Source organism: Salinibacterium sp. ZJ70, assembly GCF_011751865.2.
In the GTDB taxonomy this organism is placed as follows: domain Bacteria; phylum Actinomycetota; class Actinomycetes; order Actinomycetales; family Microbacteriaceae; genus Homoserinibacter.
On record NZ_CP061770.1, the window covers coordinates 1942541 to 1960540 of the forward strand.

General features: G+C 69.5%; 21 protein-coding genes. 4 read left to right on the forward strand and 17 right to left on the reverse strand.

Going from position 1 to position 18000, the window contains the following annotated elements:
• Positions 1-41 precede the first annotated feature (41 nt).
• Positions 42-1103: an AI-2E family transporter gene (locus tag HCR12_RS09190; RefSeq protein ID WP_166865649.1), complete on the forward strand. Its 1062-nt coding sequence runs from the start codon at positions 42-44 to the stop codon at positions 1101-1103.
• Positions 1104-1119: 16 nt separating this feature from the next.
• On the opposite strand, the gene HCR12_RS09195 is transcribed toward HCR12_RS09190, so the two are convergent.
• The 11 genes from HCR12_RS09195 to rpsB form a co-directional block, all read right to left on the reverse strand.
• A complete protein-coding gene (locus tag HCR12_RS09195) occupies positions 1120-1839 on the reverse strand; it encodes an alpha/beta hydrolase (RefSeq protein ID WP_166865651.1) in 720 nt (239 codons plus the stop codon).
• Positions 1836-2135: a hypothetical protein gene (locus HCR12_RS09200; RefSeq protein WP_191412328.1), complete on the reverse strand. Its 300-nt coding sequence runs from the start codon at positions 2133-2135 to the stop codon at positions 1836-1838. The genes HCR12_RS09195 and HCR12_RS09200 overlap by 4 nt, the downstream gene beginning before the upstream one ends.
• A 38-nt stretch (positions 2136-2173) precedes the next feature.
• The gene (locus HCR12_RS09205; protein ID WP_166865654.1) at positions 2174-2734 is read right to left on the reverse strand and encodes an aggregation-promoting factor C-terminal-like domain-containing protein; all 561 of its coding nucleotides are present in this window, start codon (positions 2732-2734) and stop codon (positions 2174-2176) included.
• Positions 2735-2921: 187 nt separating this feature from the next.
• Positions 2922-3476, reverse strand: coding sequence for a DivIVA domain-containing protein (locus tag HCR12_RS09210; protein ID WP_166867325.1), 555 nt, complete (start codon positions 3474-3476; stop codon positions 2922-2924).
• A gap of 41 nt (positions 3477-3517) precedes the next feature.
• Positions 3518-4528 (reverse strand): phosphatidate cytidylyltransferase, encoded by a 1011-nt coding sequence (locus tag HCR12_RS09215; RefSeq protein ID WP_166865656.1) that lies wholly within the window; start codon positions 4526-4528, stop codon positions 3518-3520.
• A complete protein-coding gene (frr, locus tag HCR12_RS09220; RefSeq protein WP_166865659.1) occupies positions 4528-5079 on the reverse strand; it encodes a ribosome recycling factor in 552 nt (183 codons plus the stop codon). The genes HCR12_RS09215 and frr overlap by 1 nt, the downstream gene beginning before the upstream one ends.
• 43 nt (positions 5080-5122) lie before the next feature.
• On the reverse strand, positions 5123-5947 hold the full coding sequence (locus tag HCR12_RS09225; RefSeq protein ID WP_166865661.1) for a DUF3097 domain-containing protein: 825 nt from the start codon (positions 5945-5947) through the stop codon (positions 5123-5125).
• Positions 5944-6672: a UMP kinase gene (pyrH, locus tag HCR12_RS09230; protein WP_166865663.1), complete on the reverse strand. Its 729-nt coding sequence runs from the start codon at positions 6670-6672 to the stop codon at positions 5944-5946. The genes HCR12_RS09225 and pyrH overlap by 4 nt, the downstream gene beginning before the upstream one ends.
• 145 nt (positions 6673-6817) lie before the next feature.
• A complete protein-coding gene (locus tag HCR12_RS09235) occupies positions 6818-8074 on the reverse strand; it encodes a hypothetical protein (RefSeq protein WP_166865665.1) in 1257 nt (418 codons plus the stop codon).
• Between the two features lie 189 nt (positions 8075-8263).
• The gene (gene tsf, locus HCR12_RS09240) at positions 8264-9091 is read right to left on the reverse strand and encodes a translation elongation factor Ts (protein ID WP_166865667.1); all 828 of its coding nucleotides are present in this window, start codon (positions 9089-9091) and stop codon (positions 8264-8266) included.
• Between the two features lie 40 nt (positions 9092-9131).
• Positions 9132-10061, reverse strand: a complete 930-nt coding sequence (gene rpsB, locus HCR12_RS09245; protein WP_166865669.1) for a 30S ribosomal protein S2 — start codon at positions 10059-10061, stop codon at positions 9132-9134.
• Positions 10062-10386: 325 nt separating this feature from the next.
• Between rpsB and HCR12_RS09250 the strand changes: the two genes are divergently transcribed.
• Positions 10387-10845, forward strand: a complete 459-nt coding sequence (locus tag HCR12_RS09250) for a M23 family metallopeptidase (protein ID WP_166865671.1) — start codon at positions 10387-10389, stop codon at positions 10843-10845.
• 28 nt (positions 10846-10873) lie between these two features.
• On the opposite strand, the gene HCR12_RS09255 is transcribed toward HCR12_RS09250, so the two are convergent.
• The 6 genes from HCR12_RS09255 to HCR12_RS09280 form a co-directional block, all read right to left on the reverse strand.
• Positions 10874-11779, reverse strand: a complete 906-nt coding sequence (locus HCR12_RS09255) for a tyrosine recombinase XerC (RefSeq protein ID WP_166865673.1) — start codon at positions 11777-11779, stop codon at positions 10874-10876.
• A gap of 5 nt (positions 11780-11784) precedes the next feature.
• On the reverse strand, positions 11785-12720 hold the full coding sequence (locus HCR12_RS09260) for a phosphodiesterase (RefSeq protein ID WP_166865675.1): 936 nt from the start codon (positions 12718-12720) through the stop codon (positions 11785-11787).
• Positions 12721-12773: 53 nt separating this feature from the next.
• Positions 12774-14024: a DNA-processing protein DprA gene (dprA, locus tag HCR12_RS09265; protein ID WP_166865677.1), complete on the reverse strand. Its 1251-nt coding sequence runs from the start codon at positions 14022-14024 to the stop codon at positions 12774-12776.
• The gene (locus tag HCR12_RS09270; RefSeq protein ID WP_166865680.1) at positions 14021-15550 is read right to left on the reverse strand and encodes a YifB family Mg chelatase-like AAA ATPase; all 1530 of its coding nucleotides are present in this window, start codon (positions 15548-15550) and stop codon (positions 14021-14023) included. The genes dprA and HCR12_RS09270 overlap by 4 nt, the downstream gene beginning before the upstream one ends.
• Entirely contained in the window at positions 15550-15909 is a 360-nt protein-coding gene (locus HCR12_RS09275; RefSeq protein WP_166865681.1) for a YraN family protein, read from the reverse strand. The genes HCR12_RS09270 and HCR12_RS09275 overlap by 1 nt, the downstream gene beginning before the upstream one ends.
• Before the next feature lie 104 nt (positions 15910-16013).
• The gene (locus tag HCR12_RS09280) at positions 16014-17114 is read right to left on the reverse strand and encodes a hypothetical protein (protein ID WP_166865683.1); all 1101 of its coding nucleotides are present in this window, start codon (positions 17112-17114) and stop codon (positions 16014-16016) included.
• Between the two features lie 119 nt (positions 17115-17233).
• Here HCR12_RS09280 and HCR12_RS09285 point away from each other — a divergent pair, with 119 nt between their 5' ends.
• Both HCR12_RS09285 and HCR12_RS09290 read left to right on the forward strand, forming a co-directional pair.
• Positions 17234-17743: a GNAT family N-acetyltransferase gene (locus HCR12_RS09285; RefSeq protein WP_166865686.1), complete on the forward strand. Its 510-nt coding sequence runs from the start codon at positions 17234-17236 to the stop codon at positions 17741-17743.
• Between the two features lie 20 nt (positions 17744-17763).
• Positions 17764-17979 carry an SCO4848 family membrane protein gene (locus HCR12_RS09290; protein WP_166865688.1) on the forward strand — a complete coding sequence of 72 codons (216 nt, stop codon included), beginning with the start codon at positions 17764-17766 and terminating at the stop codon, positions 17977-17979.
• The last annotated feature ends 21 nt before the right edge of the window (positions 17980-18000 follow it).

Genomic DNA, 18000 nt, shown 5'->3' on the forward strand with positions numbered 1-18000 from the left:
CCTGTCCCTGAACCTACGTTCGTGGGAGCAAGGGAGTCGTCGTGAAGATCCAGAACAGTTTCCGCATCGGTCTCTTCGGCGGGCTGGGTGTGCTCGTCGCGCTCGCACTCGGCAACGGGCTGGCGACGCTCGCGACGATCCTCACCTATGTGGGTGCGGCGCTGTTCCTCGCGCTCGGTGTCGACCCTGCTGTCTCATTCCTCGAGAAGCACAAGGTGCCGCGCCCCCTCGCGATCGTGATCGTGCTGACGCTCATCCTCGGCGTCTTCGCGGGACTCATCTTCGCGATCGTCCCCGTGATCGCCGACCAGGTGGGCAACCTGCTCAAGCAGGTCCCCGACCTCATCAGCGGCATCGGCGACGCCGAGGGCGTCCAGACCTGGTTCACGACGACGTTCCCCTGGCTCGACTACGACAAGGTGGTTCAGGGCGTCGAGGACTTCTTCACGAGCAACCTGCAGGAGATCACCTCCGGTGTGCTCAACACGGTCTTCACGATCGCCAGCGGTGTGTTCGGCGCACTCATCGTGCTCATCCTCACCCTGTACTTCGTCGCCTCCCTCTCGGGAATCAAGCGCGGCCTCTACCAGCTCGTTCCCGCGTCCAAGCGCGAGAAGTTCATCGACATCTCGGAGCAGATCTCCAACTCGGTCGGCCGCTACGTCGTCGGCCAGATCTCGCTGGGCGCCACCAACGGCATCCTGACGTTCCTGTTCCTCACCGTGCTCGGGTGGATCCTCAACGACCCGATCGAGTACACGGCGCTCCTCGCGTTCATCGCGTTCCTCTTCTCGCTCGTTCCGCTCGTGGGAACGATCTCGGGCTCGGTCGTCATCACGCTGTTCGTGTTCTTCTTCGACGCATGGCCGGCCGTGCTCATCGTCGCGATCTGGTACCTGATCTACATGCAGGTGGAGGCGTACCTGCTGAGCCCGCGCATCATGAACCGCGCGGTCAAGGTGCCCGGTGTCGTCGTCGTGATCGCGGCTCTCGCGGGAGGAACGCTGCTGGGTCTCCTCGGAGCGCTCGTGGCGATCCCTGTGGCGGCGTCGATCCTGCTCATCGTCAAGCAGGTCGTCATCCCCCGCCAGAACGAGCTGTAGGCGCCGCTCACGCGGTTCAGGCGCTCGGAGGCCACTCCGTGGGCAGCGGGAGCTTGGCCGGATTGATCTGACGCACGATCTCGCTCAGTACGCGCGAGGTCTGCTTCTCCCCCACCCACAGGTGCTTGCCGCCCTCGACGGCCACCAGCTCGAGCTCGGGAACCGAGGCGAAGCGCTCTGCAGCCTCGGCAGGGCGCAGGTAGTCATCGAGCTCCGGCACGACAGCGACGAGCTTCTCGCGGCGGCCCGCCCACGCGGCGACGTCCTCAGCGCTCGCGCGATGCAGAGGAGGCGACAGCAGAATGGCGCCCTCGATCGGATGCTCGAGCCCGTACCTGAGTGTGACTTCGGTGCCGAACGACCAGCCGAGCAGCCACGGCGCCGGAAGGCCTCGCAGCGCCACGAACGCCATCGCTGCGGCGAGGTCGTGACGCTCGTCGATGCCCTCGCCGAATGCACCCTCGCTCGTGCCGCGCGGCGATGTGACGCCACGGAAGTTGAAGCGCAGCACCGCGATGTCCGCGAGCGCCGGCAGCCGGGCCGCCGCCTTGCGGATGATGTGGGAGTCCATGAAGCCGCCGTGGGTCGGCAGCGGGTGCAGGCACACGAGCGTGGCCACGGGGTCCGCGGCCTCCGGCAGCGAGAGCTCGCCCACGAGTGTCAGACCGTCAGCTGTCGTCAGCTCGATGTCCTCGCGGAACGCGGGAAGCTCGATGCCTCCGGAGATGGCGGTCATGCGGTGATCCTCCAACAGTGGGTGTGCCAGTGGCGGCGAGCAGCGAGGTCCGCCTCCTCGCCGAAGAGACCGTCGGCGCGCCAGGCGACGATGTGCGCGGTGGCAGACGGGACCACGAGCCCGCAACCGGGGCACGTGTACTCCTTCACGGATGCTGCCGCGCTCTGCGTCTGCACATTCCAGGTGCCGTCGCGGCGCGTCTCGGTGCGGCGCATGCCTCCGAGGATCCGCTCGACGTCGAGGGGCTCCGGCTCCTCATCACGTGCGCCGCGGCGGGGTCGGCGGGAACGGGGCATGCGTCAAGTCTAGGCAGGCGACGCAGGCGTCACCGCGCTCAGTACCAGTTCTTGGCCTGCGAGTGGCCCCACGCGCCGCACGGCGTTCCGTAGCGTCCGCTGATGTAGCCGAGGCCCCACGTGATCTGGGTGACCGGGTTCGTGGCCCAATCCTCGCCCGCGCTGGCCATCTTGCTTCCGGGGAGCGCCTGCGGGATGCCGTACGCGCCGGAGCTCTTGTTGTGCGCGTAGACGTTCCAGTGAGATTCCTTGTTCCAGAGCGCCACGAGGCAGTCGTACTCGCCCTCGCCCCATCCGCGCGCCATCACCATGTCGTAGGCGATCGCCTTGGCGGATCCCGGGTCAGGCGTGCCTGCCGCCGGTGCGGCACGGCCGCCTGTCGCAGCAGGTGCCACCGGCTTCGGCTTGATGACATCGAAGCCATCACGGGCGATGGCGGCGAGCGACGCCTGCGCGCTCTCGTCCACATCGATCGTCTGCGCGTCCGAGAAGGCCTGAGCCTGCGGGGAGTCCTCGGGGATGGTCGCGGCGTTGCTGTAGCCCGTGGGTTCGACGAGGAGCCCCGCGACGAGCCCGATGGATGCGAGATACGCGAACATGCCGAGCACCGTACGAGAGCGCGTGGTGCCGCGCGCGTTCGAGGCGCGCGCAACTGCCGCGCCCAGTTCGGGCGGCTGTGGTTGTGTCTGACGACGCCGAATTCCGCTCACAGTCGCACCAGTGTAGCGACGCTTTCCGAGAAGGTCATGGATGTCGAGGCCCATGCCGCTCCGGTCACGGACCTTCTCAGGCGACAGCCAGCATCACGCGCGTGACCTCGTCGAGCACCAGATCCACCTGGATCTCGCGGTAGCCGCCGCGCTGCGGACGGAAGGCGACAGTGCGCACCTCCTCGGTCGACAGCGGCACTCCCGACTGGAAGTACCGTGCGACGCGGTCGGCGAACGCGTCGACATCCGCCACCGAGTATCCCCGGCTGAAGATGCTCACCCGCTGGAATCGGCGGCCCTCGGGCCGCACGACGCGATCGAGGATGACCTGCGCCGCCTCGCGCGCCTCTGCGAACCACGCCTCGTCGCCCACCCGCGCCCGCTCGCGCTCACGCTCACGCGCCGCGAAGGCATCCTCGAGACGCTCGAGTGCGGCGTCGACGTTCGTGATCGAGTAGCCGCCCTTTCGCACCGTGAAGCCGGTCGTTCGGATGCGTTCGGACGTCATCGTGGCGTCGGCCTGATCCCAGTCCTGCTCCGCGGTGTATGCGCGACGAGCCTCCTCGAGGAACTCATCGACCTCATCGATGTCGTAGCCGGGACGGTTCTTGCGCGCGTGCGGGAAGGTCATGCTCACTCGCACATGTTAGTCGGCCGCGACCGACCAACTGCTCAATGGAAGATCAGGAAGAACGCGTAGATGACCGCCGCCGACGGCAGGATCGAATCGAGCCGGTCGAGGAACCCGCCGTGCCCCGGGAGCCAGCTGGAGATGTCCTTGATGCCGAGCTCGCGCTTGATGAGCGATTCGACGAGATCTCCCATGGTGCTCACGAGCATCACCGAGAGGCCCATGATCACGCCGAGCCACCACGGCTGCTGCAGCATCAGCCACGCGAGCAGAGCTCCCGCGGTCATCGCCACCACAGCGGCACCCGCGAAGCCCTCCCAGGTCTTCTTGGGGCTGATCTTGGGTGCCATCGGATGCTTGCCGAAGCTGAGCCCCGACGCGTACGCGCCCACATCTGTTGAGACGACGATGATCAGACCCGCGAGAAGCCACCACTGGCCGCCCTGCGCGCTCTGCCCCGACAGCACCACATAGAAGCCCGCCAGGAAGGTCACGTACAGCTGCACGAACACCCCGGCACCCACGTCCGCCATGACGTTCCGCCACGGGGCACGTCCCGCCGGGAACGCCAGCTCCACGATGCGCCAGAGGGTGATGATCGTGATGCCTGCCAGCACCGCGATCCACAGGCCCGGCACGCCGAGGTAGAACGCCGCAGGCACCATCGCGACGGCCACCACGATCGAGGCGACCCGCGGCACGTCACGACCTCCGCCGCGCAGCGCGCTCGAGAGTTCGAACACCGTGAGCCCGACGAGCACCATGGCGAAGAGCATGAACAGCTCGGTGTAGAACATCAGGCTCACCAGCAGGATCGAGCCGAGCACCACGCCGATCGCGATCGCAGCGAGCAGGTTGCGCCCCGTGCGCTGGTTGATCTTCTCCTGCGTGGCGTCGAACTGGTCGCGCGCGAGCTTGACCTGTGCTTCGAATTCCTCACGCGCGTGCTGCGCGTGGTGCTCGATCTCGCGCCGCGTGCGAAGCGCCCTCGCCTCGATCTCGTCGAGCGGGGAGCGCTTCTTCGCGCGATGGGGGTCGTCGGAGTCGGCCATCAGACCTCGAGAAGCTCGGCTTCCTTGCGCTTGAGCGCCTCGTCGATGGCGTCGACGTGCGCCTTCGTGATGGCGTCGAGCTCCTTCTCGGCGCGCGCCACCTCGTCCTCGCCGACCTCCTTGATCGCGTCGAGGTCGTCCTTGGCCTTGCGGCGGAGGTTCCGCAGGGTGACCTTCGCGTCCTCGCCCTTGCCGCGGGCGATCTTCACGTACTCCTTGCGGCGCTCCTCGGTGAGCTCCGGCATGGTCACACGCACGATGTTGCCGTCGTTGGTGGGGTTCGCTCCGAGGTTCGGGTACGCGACGATCGCCTTCTCGATCTCCTTCAGCGCCGCCTTGTCGTAGGGCGTGATGACGATCGTGCGCGCCTCGGGGTTCTGCAGGCCTGCAAGCTGGCCGAGGGGCGTGGGCGTGCCGTAGTAGTCGACCATGATCTTCTGGAAGAGAGCAGGGTTCGCGCGTCCGGTGCGAACGGTCGCGAAGTCCTCCTTCGCGAACTCCACAGCCCGGTCCATCTTGTCTTTGGCGTCAGCCAGAACGTCACTGATCACGGGGGTGGCTCCTTCGGTGTTACGCGGTGTCCGTTCCCCCAGCTTAGTGATCCGCGGCGGCGACGAAGTCGATCAGCTGCTCGACGCGCCCCAGAAGGCTCGGCTCGAGGTCGGTGTAAGTGCGCACTGAACCGAGGATCCGCTGCCACGCGGAGGCGATATCCGCCTGGTCCTCGTGCGGCCAGCCGAGCGCCTCGCACACGCCGTGCTTCCATTCGACACCACGCGGCACGACGGGCCAGGCGCCGATGCCGATGCGCTCAGGGCGCACCGCCTGCCAGACATCGATATACGGGTGCCCGACGACCAGCACGTGCTCGCCCTGCACCTGCTGGGCGATCCGCTGCTCCTTGGAGCCCGGCACGAGGTGATCGACGAGCACGCCGATCCGGAGGCCAGGGCCGGGTCGTAGCTCGGCGAGCACCTCGGGCAGGTGATCGACACCCTCGAGGTACTCGACGACGACGCCCTCGGCACGCAGGTCCGATCCCCAGACCTTCTCCACGAGCTCCGCGTCGTGGCGGCCCTCCACCAGAATGCGGCTCGCGCGCGCCACACGGGCGCGCTCCTGCGGCATCGCGCGCGCGCCAGAGGCCGTGAAGAGCCGCTGAGGCGCCGCGACCTTCGGAGCGATGAGGGTCGCCGGGGCGCCATCCACGAGGTAGCCGCCCCCGAGCGGGAACCAGCGCACCTTGCCGTGGCGATCCTCGAGCCCGACATTGCCCTTCTCGACGCCGACCACTGCTCCCACGAAGCCGTCCGCGAGTTCCACGACGAGATCCTTCGTGGCCTCGACGGCAGGCACGACCTGGCGCCCCCGGGCGCGCCAGTCGCCCGCGAGGACATCGTCGCTGTAGCGGTCGCTCACGCCTCGACGAGCGTGCCGATGTGCTCGCCGCGGAGAGCACGCGTGATGTTGCCGGCGGGCTCCATGCCGAACACGTGCATGGGCATGCCGTTGTCCATGCAGAGGCTGAATGCGGTCGAGTCGACGACCTTGAGGCCCTGCACGAGGGCGTCCTGGAAGGTGACGCGGTCGAGCTTGGTGGCCGTCGCGTCAGTGCGGGGGTCAGCGGTGTAGACGCCGTCGACGCCGTTCTTGGCGACGAGCACGGCCTCCGCGCCGATCTCGAGCGCCCGCTGTGCGCTCACGGTGTCGGTGGAGAAGTACGGCAGGCCAGCACCCGCGCCGAAGATCACGACGCGGCCCTTCTCGAGGTGGCGCTCTGCACGCAGCGGGATGTACGACTCGGCGACCTGCATCATCGAGATCGCCGACTGCACGCGCACCTGCGCGCCCGCCTGCTCGAGGAAGTCCTGCAGCGCGAGAGCATTCATGACGGTGCCGAGCATGCCCATGTAGTCGGCGCGTCCGCGGTCCATGCCTCGCTGGCTGAGCTCCGCGCCGCGGAAGAAGTTGCCGCCGCCGACGACGATCGCAACCTCCACGCCCTCGGGGTCCTTCTCGTCGTTCGGGGTGACCGCGGCGATCTCCTTCGCGATCGCGGAGATGACGTCGGGGTTCACACCGAGAGAACCACCACCGAACGCTTCACCCGAGAGCTTGAGCAGAACGCGGCGGCGCTTCGACATGGGGGTCCTTCCGAAGGGGTGACGTGGCCGGTGGGCCGTAAGAGATCGTACCGGGTCACGCTCGGACTCTCGCGGGAGCCCCGGGATGCACGACGGCCGCTGCGCCGTCCATGCAGACGGGCGCAGCGGCCGTGGGTACTGAGCGCTATCGAGCCGACGCGCTACGGCGCACGAGCGTCATACCGAGCATCGCTGCCACCGCGGCCAGTCCGGCGATCAGCCAGGTGTTCGCCGACAACCCGGTCGCGGCGAGGGTGTCATTGGCGTCGACGGTGACCGTGAAGGTCGCTGTCAGCGGGTGGCCCCAGACCACTTCGTCGTCCGGCGTCCATCCGACGTAGTCCTCAGCGTTGGTGTGGAAGGTGAGCAGCGTGACGGTGAATACTCCCGCCTCGGTGGGCGCACCGGTCATGGCGACCTGCGCCGTTGCCGGGTCGAACGCGAAGTCGACGCCTGCCGGACCGCCGACGAACCGGTGCTCGACGACAGTCGGGTCACTCAGGTAGGCGCCACGACGAGGGTAGTTCGGCCGGTTGCTCAGTGCCGCGTCGATCGCTGGATCGACCGCATACGGAAGCGTCTGGGATGTGGCCGAGCCCTCGCTGAGTGCGGCGGGCGCAACCACCGAGGCGCACTCGAGGGCGCCGTGCAGGCTCGCCCCGAATCCATCGTTCAGGTTGGCGACCCGCGAGATCATCTGGGCGACGACCTCGTCCTGCTGGCAGGCGGCGTAATCCTGCACTGCGACGACGGCGACGGACGGCTGATCGAGCAGAGCCTCCCACGAGGCGTAGCCGTCTCCAGGCTCCGCGGTGAGATTCGCGTCGGTTCCCGAGACAGAGAGCCCGATGACGGGGTCTCCGTGACGGGAGTCGGCGATGACAACCGCCGAGTTCGCCGTGACCGTCGTCACATCCTCGTAGCCGTCAGCGCCGAGATCGACACTAGCGCGCACGACGGACGGTGTCCCCGCGGTCTGGGTCAGCGTCCAACGGGCGTAGCTTCCTTCGATCTCGAGTCTGGCGGCAACCTCGTATTCCCCATCATCGCCTGCTGTGCCGAGGTAGTGGAGTGTCGACGCACCCCCATGGTTGATCTGAGGCTGAGAAGCCGAATCCCAATCGATGCGGTGGCCGGCGATATACCACTCATAGAAGATGCCGTCGAACGCATCAGTCGCCCATCCGATGGCCAGCTCGACCCCGGTGCCCAGAATGTCCTCGTAGCGGCTCTGCGCATCGCGGATCTGCGGCGTTTCGTGGTCGACCTCGGCCCAGACGGTGGTGGCGTTGTAGATCAGATCGTCGTCGCCTTCGTCGGCGATTGCCGGACCGGCGGTTCCGGCGACCATGAGGGCACTGAGGGCGGCACAGAGCAGTGCAGCACGGGTGGAATTCTTCAAGGGGCTCCTCGGGAGGGGATGCGAGATGAGAGCATCGAGCCGCGCGAGGGGATGGCTGAGAGCCAACACGGTGTGCGTCACCATCTTAGATGACGCATCAACGGGCAGACGAACGGTGCGCGCCGGGTTCCCGGAAACACAGAGGACCCGACACCCTCACGGGGTGCCGGGTCCTCTGACAGCTTGTGCTTAGGCGCCGACCTTGAAGCGGGCGAAGCCCGTCACGGTGATACCGGCGTCTTCCACGACCTTGGCGATCGAGAGCTTGTTGTCGCGCGCGTAGTCCTGCTCGAGCAGGGCGACCTGCTTGAAGTAGGCACCGAGGCGACCCTCGACGATCTTCGGGAGGGCGGCCTCCGGCTTGCCCTCCTCGCGGCTGATCTGCTCGACGATGCGACGCTCGTTCTCGACGTCGGCGGCCGGAACGTCCTCACGAGTGAGGTACGCCGGGTCGGCGAACGAGATGTGCTGCGCGATGCCGCGAGCGGTCTCGGCATCGTCACCCGTGTAGGCGACGACAACGCCGATCTGCGGGGGCAGGTCCTTCGACGTGCGGTGCAGGTAGACCTCGAACTTGTCGCCGGCGATGCGGGCCACGCGACGCAGCTCGATCTTCTCGCCGATGGTCGCAGCCTGCTCCTCGATGAGGGCGCCCACGGTGCCACCGTCGATTTCGGCCGCGAGGGCCGACTCGAGCGAGTCCGCGCCAGCAGCCGAGACAGCCGCGACGACCTTGTCGGCCAGCGCGACGAACTTCTCGTTCTTCGCGACGAAGTCGGTCTCGCACGCGAGCTCGATGAGCGTCACAGCACCATCGCCCTCGGCGACGGCGACGAGGCCCTCGCTCGTGGAGCGGTCAGCGCGCTTCGCGTTGCCCTTCGCGCCCTTGAGGCGCAGGATCTCAACGGCCTTCTCCATGTCGCCATCGGCTTCGACGAGGGCGTTCTTGGTGTCGACCATGCCGGTGCCGAGGCGCTCGCGCAGGACCTTCACGTCTTCCAGGCTGAAGTTTGCCATGGATGTGTTCCTAACTCTTTGTTCGGACTACGGAGGGGAGTTACTTGGCCTCGGCCTCGGGGGCCTCAGCAGCGGCCTCCTCGGCGACAGCCTCGACAACGGCCTCCTCGGCGACAGCCTCGACAACGGCCTCCTCGGCGACAGCCTCGACGACAGCCTCCTCGGCGACAGCCTCTTCGACGACAGCCTCGGCAGCGGCCTCAGCGGGCGCCTCGAGAAGCTCGCGCTCCCACTCGGCGAGCGGCTCGACGGCCGAGACGTTGCCCTCGGCGGCCGGCTTCTGGTGGCGCTGGATCAGGCCCTCAGCAGCGGCGTCGGCGATGATGCGGGTGAGCAGGCCCACCGAGCGGATCGCGTCGTCGTTGCCCGGGATCGGGTACTGGAGCTCGTCGGGGTCGGCGTTCGTGTCGAGGATGCCGATCACGGGGATGCCGAGCTTCTTCGCCTCGTCGACCGCGAGGTGCTCGCGCTTGGAGTCGACGACCCAGATGGCGCTCGGGGTCTTGGTGAGGTTGCGGATTCCACCGAGGGTCTTGTGAAGCTTGTCGAGCTCGCGCTTCTTGATGAGGAGCTCCTTCTTGGTGAAGCCCTTCGTCGTGTCGTCGAAGTCGATCTCCTCGAGCTCCTTCATGCGCGCGAGGCGCTTGGAGACCGTCTGGAAGTTGGTGAGCAGACCGCCGAGCCAACGCTGGTTGACGTACGGCTGGCCGACGCGGGTCGCCTGCTCGGCGATGGCCTCCTGGGCCTGCTTCTTGGTGCCCACGAAGAGGATGGTGCCGCCGTGCGCGACGGTCTCCTTGACGAACTCGTAGGCGTTGTCGATGTAGCCCAGCGACTTCTGGAGGTCGATGATGTGGATGCCCGAGCGCTCGGTGAGGATGAAGCGCTTGACCTTCGGGTTCCAGCGGCGGGTCTGGTGTCCGAAGTGGACGCCGCTGTCGAGCAGCTGGCGAATGGTGACGACGGCCATAGCCGTTCCTTTCCTGCAGGCACGGCAAGGCCGTGCTGCGTCTTCTCAGTTGTGCGCCGCGGCCGGTCGACCGCGATCCCTGGTGCCCCAGCGCAGCATCCGCCCTCTCCGGAGAGTGGGACTGAAGGATGTGGGCCGTGTGTGCTCGTGACTGTCGTCGGCGAGCGATGGACACGCGAAGTCACCCGAATAGACGGGTGCTGAGTCGACTTTACCATGCGACCTGGGCGTGCGCGGCTCCTTCCCGCGCATCCGCGGGTGCGACTCTCCCCCGCGTCTGCGTGCTGGTCAGCGCCGCAGCGGCGCCCGACTCAGACTGTCGCGCATGCTCCGCCGCCGCCGCACTCTCCGTCTCGTCATCGCCGCGGTCGCCGCGGCGAGTCTGTGGGCGTGGCCGCTCGCTCCCCCGCATCCCGTGGTGCGGCCGTTCCTCGCACCCGCGACGACCTATGGGCCGGGGCACCGGGGCATCGACCTCGAGGGAGCAGAAGGCGCGGCGGTGTTCGCACCCGCGCACGGCGTGGTGCGGTTCTCGGGCTGGGTGGTGGATCGACCGGTGCTGTCGATCGACCACGGCGGTGGGCTCATCTCGAGCTTCGAGCCGGTGACCTCGGAGCTCACCGCCGGTGATGAGGTGCGCCGCGGCGACGTGGTGGGTGTGCTCGAAGCGGGCCACTGCGCGCGGGCGTGCCTGCACCTGGGGGCGCGGCTCGACGGCGCCTACGTGTCACCGCTGCTCTTCCTCGGTGGACAGCCGCGGGCGGTGCTGCTGCCGCTCGAGTGAGGGCGCGGCGCGGCTCGGCGCAGTGCAGCTAGGCGCGGGGGTGAGCGAGTCGATAGCTCTCGCGTAGCCGCTCGGTGGAGACGTGCGTGTAGAGCTGCGTGGTGGCGAGACTCGCGTGGCCCAGCAGCTCCTGCACGACGCGCAGGTCGGCGCCACCGTCGAGCAGGTGGGTGGCCGCCGTGTGCCGCAGGGCGTGGGGGCCCGCGGGACCGGAGCCGGGGAGCTCTCCGAGTTCGCGCGCGACGAGCTCGTAGACGGTGCGGGTGCCGAGGCGCGCACCGCGCGCTCCGAGCAGCAGGGCGTCGCCGGATCCGTCGGTGGCGAGTTCGGGGCGGCCCCGAGCGAGGTAGTCGGCGATCGCCGTCGCGGCGGGGGCGCCGTACGGCACGACGCGTTCTTTGGATCCCTTGCCGAGCACACGGACCGTGCGGTTGTCGTGGTCGACGTCGGCGAGATCGAGACCCACGAGCTCGCTCACGCGCAGCGCCGAGGCGTAGAGCAGTTCGATGACGGCGACGTCGCGCACGGCGACCGGGTCGCCGTCGGCGGCGAGATGCTGCAGGCGGGTGAGGATCTCGTCCATCTGGGCCCGGGTGAGCACGCGCGGGAGACGGCGCCCGGCACGCGGGGTGCGCAGGCGGATGCCTGGGTCGGCGGTGACGATCCCGCGGCGCGTGAGCCACGCGGTGAAGGAGCGAGCGGACGACACGCGGCGGGCGAGCGTCGAGGCGGCGAGGCCCGCTTGGGATGCCCGCCAGAGCCAGTCGCGCAGGGTCTCGAGGTCGATGCTCGCCGCATCCGTCTCGCCGAGCGCTTCGGCGAACTGCACGAGGTCGGCGAGGTCGTTGCCATAGGCGCGGATGGTGTGCGCCGAGTAGCCGCGCTCGCTCGTGAGTTCGGCGAGGTAGGTGTCGACGGCCGCCTGCAGCTGCATCGGCTTCAGGATCCGGCGGACTGCTCGGTGTCGGCGAGGTTGAACGTGGAGGCCTTGCTCGAGAACGCTTCGCGGCGCTGCTCGGGGGTCATCCCGGCGATCGCGTCGAGGAAGGCTCCCGAGAATCCGGCGACGCGGGGGGCGTCTCCGATGGGCACGATCGAATGCACCACCTGGTCGTCGTACACGTGCACGAGGTTGAACGTCTGGCCGCCGTCGATGCCAGCGAGGGTTCCCGGTTCGGCACTCGTGTCGATCGTGTAGCAGGTGGCTGCCGAGACCGAGACGGGGATGCCGGCGAAGGTGCCGGAGGTCGAGTAGTGGAGGTGCCCGGCGAGGATGGCGCGCACGTCGGTGCCGCGGATGACGTCGGCGAGCTCGGCCTGGTGGTCGAGTTCGATGAGCGCCATGAGCTCGATCGGGGTGGGGATCGGCGGGTGGTGCAGGGCCAGGATGGTGCCGCTCGGTGCGGGGGTGGCGAGCTCGGCGCGCAGCCACTCGAGCTGTTCGGGGCGCAGGTCGCCGTGGTGGTAACCGGGCACGCTGGAGTCGAGCGCGATGATGCGCAGACCGTTGACGTCGTAGACGCGGTCCTGTGTGTCGCTGGTGGCTTCTTCGCGCATGAGGATGCTCGCGAAGGGCTCGCGCTCGTCGTGGTTGCCCATGACCCAGATGATGCGGGACCCCATGCGCTCGGCGGCGGGCTCGATGTGGTCGCGCAGCCGCTCGTAGGCGTCAGCTTCGGCCACGTCGGCGAGGTCGCCGGTGATGACGATCGCCTCCGGGCGCAGCTCGGAGCGCTCGAGCTGCTCGAGCGCGCGCACGACGGTCGCATCGGTGTCGACGGTGCCGTAGAGCGGCTTGCCGCCGCCCAGGAAGTGCGTGTCGCTCAGGTGGACGATCACGTGCTGAGGCGGGGCGTGCTGACCGAGCTGGACCATGTGCCGAGCGTATCCCCGACCCCCGTCGACGGCGAGCGTCCGGGCCGGGCGCGTCACGTCGATACCCGCACCCACTCCCCCGCGCGAGACCGCACGATGCCCTCGAGTTCGAGGTGGCCGAGCTCGGCGCGCACGCGGTCGATCGCGAGCCCGGCGAGCGCCGCGATCTTCTCGGGGGTGCGGGCGCTGCGGGTGGACATGGCGTCGAGCAGCCGGATGCGCGCGCCCGTCGGGTCGCTGGCACCGCCTCCGCTGGCCCTTCCTCCGCCCGTGTCGGGAGCGTCGCGGATCGCGGCGCCCGGTTCGAGGGGCGCGAGTTCGGCCATCTCGTCAGCGGTCGTGACGCACACTGCGTCGTACTCGCGGAGCAGACGATGGCATCCCGCGGATGCCGAGCTCGTGACAGGACCCGGCACCGCGCCGAGCGGGCGACCGAGAGCAGCTGCGTGCCCTGCCGTGTTGAGGGAGCCGGAGCGGGCGCCCGCCTCGACGACGATGGTGGCGCGACTCGCGGCGGCGATGAGCCTGTTGCGCTGCAGGAAGCGCCACTTGGTGGGGGCGGCTCCGCACGGCACCTCGGAGATCGCGGCCCCCGTCTCGACGATGCGGGTGAGCAGCCCGTCGTGCCCGGAGGGGTAGAAGCGGTCGAGCCCTCCCGCGAGGAAGGCGAGGGTCGTGCCGCGGCTCGCGAGTGCGGCGCGGTGGGCCGCCCCGTCGATGCCGTAGGCGGCGCCCGAGACGATCACATACCCGCGGTCGACGAGCCCCGCCGAGGCCTCGACGGCGACGTGCTCGCCGTATCCGGTGGCCGCTCGCGCGCCGACGATCGCGATCGACCGATCGAGAGCGGCGAGCGCCGCGCGGTCGCCGCGGACCCACAGCGCGTTCGGCGCGTGGTCACCCAGATCGTCGAAGCCGGCGGGCCATTCCGGATCGTCGGGCACCACGAGCGACAGTCCGAACCGCGCCGCCTGCCGGAACGCGAGGAGCGCATCCGCTTTCGAGATCCGCGGTGTCCAGCGCTTCACCGCCTCGACGAGATCGTCATCGTCGAGCTCGACTCCCGCATCCGCGAGCGCATGCCGCAGCAGCTCGCCGTCGCGGTCGTCGATGAGGTGACCGAGTGCTTCCTCGGCGCCGAGCGCATCCACGACGATGCGGGCGATGCGGTCACCGGGTTCGGCGACGGAGGTCCAGATGCCGCGTGCGAAGCGCACTGCGATGGCGTCGCGATCGTGCACGTCGGAGGTGATGGGCCGCACGAGGGACGCGACGGTCGAGTCGGCGATGCCGAGGATGCTCATGCGGTGGCCTTTCGAAGGTGGAGGGCGCGCCCGATCTGGTCGGAGCTGGGTCGGTCGACGCCCTCGAGGTCGGCGAGGGTCCAGGCGACGCGCAGCACGCGGTCGTAGCCGCGCATCGTGAGGGCGCCGCGTTCGAGGGCACGGTCGAGTCCGAGGGTCGCCCCAGGCAGCGGTGCTCCGTCGCCACGCAGCCAGGATCCGGGCGCGTGGGCGTTGAGCCGCCAGGGGGTGCTCGCGAACCTGGCGGCCGCCCGCGTGCGGGCGCCGAGCACGCGCGCCCGAGCCTCGGCGGAGGTCGTGACCGGCTCCTCGCCGGAGAGGCGCAGCTGGGCGGCAGTGACCCGGGGCACGTCGAGCTGGATGTCGACGCGGTCGAGCAACGGCCCGGAGAGGCGCCCCAGGTAGCGGCGCCGAGCGAACGGGGTGCACGAGCATTCGGCGTCGCGCACGCCTGCGTTGCCGCACGGGCACGGGTTCGCGGCGAGCACGAGCTGGAAGCGCGCAGGGAATCGCGCCGTCATCGCGACGCGCGAGATGGTGAGCACCCCGGATTCGAGCGGCTGCCGCAGGCTGTCGAGCACGGACGGCGCGAACTCGGGTGCCTCGTCGAGGAACAGGATGCCGTGAGCGGCTCGCGCGGCGGCACCGGGGCGGATGATGCCGCTCCCACCTCCGACGATCGCCGCCGCCGAGGCGCTGTGGTGGGGCGCCTCGAGCGGCGGTCGGGTGACGAGCGAGCCGCCCACGCCGAGGCCCGCGAGCGAGCGGATCGAGCTCACCTCGATCGCCGCCTGCTCGTCGAGATCGGGCAGGATGCCGGGGATGCGGGAGGCGATCATCGTCTTGCCGGCCCCGGGCGGCCCCAGCAGGAACATGTGATGCCCGCCCGCAGCGGCGATCTGCGCCGCCTCGACAGCTTCGCGATTGCCGACGATGTCGGCGAGGTCGCCGGGGTCGTCGTCGCGCGTGGGCGCGACCGCTGCGGGAAGCGGCTCCACCTCGACGGGCTCGACCTCGGCACCATGCCAGATCGCCGCATCCCGCAGACTCGCGACGCCGACGACCCTCACCCCGGAGACAAGCGAGGCCTCTTCGGCATTGCCCGCGGGGACGAGCACAGTGTCGTAGCCGGCCCGCTCGGCCGCGAGCACCATCGGCAGGATGCCGCGCACGGGTCGCAGACGCCCGTCGAGACCGAGCTCACCCAGATGCACCACCCGCGCGACCGACTCCGGCTCGACGATCTGCTCGGCAGCGAGCAGCGAGAGAGCGATCGCCAGGTCGAAGGCGGCGCCCGTCTTCGGCAGAGACGCGGGCGACAGGTTGACGGTCACGCGCCCGCCTGGGAAGTCGAATCCGCTGTTGCCGATCGCGGATCGCACGCGCGCCTTCGCCTCACCGAGCGCCGCATCCGGAAGGCCGACGAGCACGAAGGCGGGGAGCCCGCTCGCCGAGTCGGCCTCGATCTCGACGGATGCGCCATCGAGCCCGAGCAGGGCGATCGCGTGCGCCCGCCCGACGCCCATCAGAACACCCCCGCGAGATGCTCGATGCGGCTCGCGCCGCGGCGAGGTGCGAGCACCGAGACGGCGTCGATGCGGATGCGGCGACCCCGTTCATCCGGGTGGGCGTCGCACCACACCCCCGCGAGCTGCCGCAGCCGCGCGAGCTTGGTGCGCGTGATCGCCTCGAACGGGTGGCCGAACGCGGTGGAGCTGCGGGTCTTCACCTCGACGAAGACGAGGGTGTCGCCGTCGCGCACCACGAGGTCGATCTCGCCGTGCCTGCACCGCCAGTTGCGTTCCACGAGCCGGTAGCCGCGCGCGAGCAGATGCTGCTCGGCGAGGCGCTCACCGTGTCGTCCGAGGTCATCTTTCGCCGCCATGCGTCGAGGATGGCGAGGCGGCGCGCGGCGGATGCCGCACGGGGCGTCGGTTCGGGATGCCGTGCTCGCTCCGCGCCTGTGCAGGGAACGCCAGCGCGCCGTGCCTAGTTCGCGGGCTGCTCCTCAGGACGCCATCGCACCAGCCCGGAGTCGAGCTGCTCGAGCACCCACGGCCGCGGTTCGCCCCACAGGCGCACCGCATCCGTGAGCCACACTGTGCAGTCCGGGCTCCATCCGGCGACGAGCGACGCGACACCGTCGCTCACGTCGATGATGCAGCCGGCGAGCGCCAGGTACTCCGCGATCGACAGATGCACAGCATCCCACTCCGCGGCCACCGCCGACCAGTCCGGCACCACCCAGCGCCCCACGCGCCCGGTCGCGCGGGCCCAATCAGCGCCGCTCGTGGCCGTGACCTCGAGCGGATGCTGACGGCAGAGATCCGCCCACACGGTGGCGTCGAGTTCGAGGACTCGACCTGACCCGCGCGCGGGCGTAGCGAGCGCGAGCTCCCACCCCGACCCGTCCTCGACGAGGCCGAGACCGGCGGGGACGCCCGCGACCGCGCCTGCAGTCGACGGCAGCTCGATGGGACGCGACCACCAGGCTCCCGTGATGTGCACGCCTGGCTCGACGTGCACGCCGGCGTGCAGAACCTCTCGCCGGAGAGCCTGCGAACGCCAGACAGCGAGCGCGCGCCGCACATCGCCCGGCCAGCTGACGTCGCTCTCACGCGTCTCGAACTCGACCCGCCACTGCTCGGCCGCGATCGGCTCGCTCCAGCGCGCAAGCACTCCCTCATCGGCAAGCGCCTCGGCGACGGGCACGAGCGCGCGAGCGACCACATCCACGGATGCGAGCTGATCCCGACTGTCGGGCGCCTGCCAGTACCTCGCCGCATCGACCGTCGACGTGAGGCACCTCAGCAGGGCCTCGTTCGACCTCACAGCCGCGGCGAGCGCGTCGGCGTCGATCATCCGGAGGCCGTCTGCCACCTCAGCAGGAGAAACAGGATCAGGCAGCGGCTGATCCGGGCTGTCTCCGATCCAGAGGGTCGCGACGCTGCCGTCGATGGGATGGAACGCGCGCTCGGCATCGACGCACCTCGCGAACAGCGTCCCGCTCGTATCGGCCGCGAGCGCGACCTCCAGGCACAGCCTGCGACCGCGGGGGCCCTCGAGCAGAGCGGGGGCGTCGATCGTCATCCCGCCAGGCTAGACCGAGGGCCCACGGGCCGATGACGCAGGCGCGGCGCGGCGCGGCGATCATCCGCACAGATGCCCAGCTGTCATTCCGGGTGGCACGCCGAGGTTATCGTCGGATCATGACCGAGCACCGCATCCGCCCCGCAACCCCCGACGACGCTGACCGCATCGTCCAGATCTGGTGGCGCGGATGGCATGACGGGCACACGGGTCTCGTCCCCGAGGAGCTGCTCGCCTTCCGCACGCGCGACGAGTTCGTGCCCCGCGTGGCCGCCGCGATCGAACGCACGCGGGTGGCCGAGGTCGACGGCGAGGTCGCGGGATTCACGATGCGCAAGGGCGACGAGGTCGAGCAGGTGTTCGTGGACGCCGCGCACCGCGGCACGGGTGTCGCCGCGCACCTGCTCTCGGATGCCGCACGCCAGGTGATGGCAGCCGGGCACGAGGTGCCGTGGCTCGGCGTCGTCACCGGCAACGCCCGCGCGCACCGCTTCTACGAGCGCGAAGAATGGACCGACACGGGCGAGGTCGAGTACCCCGCGCACACGGGACCGGATTCGCACATCATCGTCTCGTGCCACCGCATGGAGTGGCGCCGTGGGCCTTTGGACCCGACAGACGAGGCCTGAGTCGCACGTAGGCTCGAAGCGTGAACGTCGCCCTCGGCATCCTGCTGCTTCTCAACGCCGCCTACAACGTCTTCACCTGGCCGCAGTTCCTGCGCCGTGTGAAGGCTGACCCGCGTGCACGCGATGAGGCGGGCACCCCCACGAAGTTCCTGCGCGTGCACCAGGTGCTCGTCGCGATCGCCCTCGCCCTCGCCGCTGTCTCGGCCGTCGCGGGTGTGTGGGCGCTCGTCGCCTGACGACTTCCTGAGCTGGCTTTC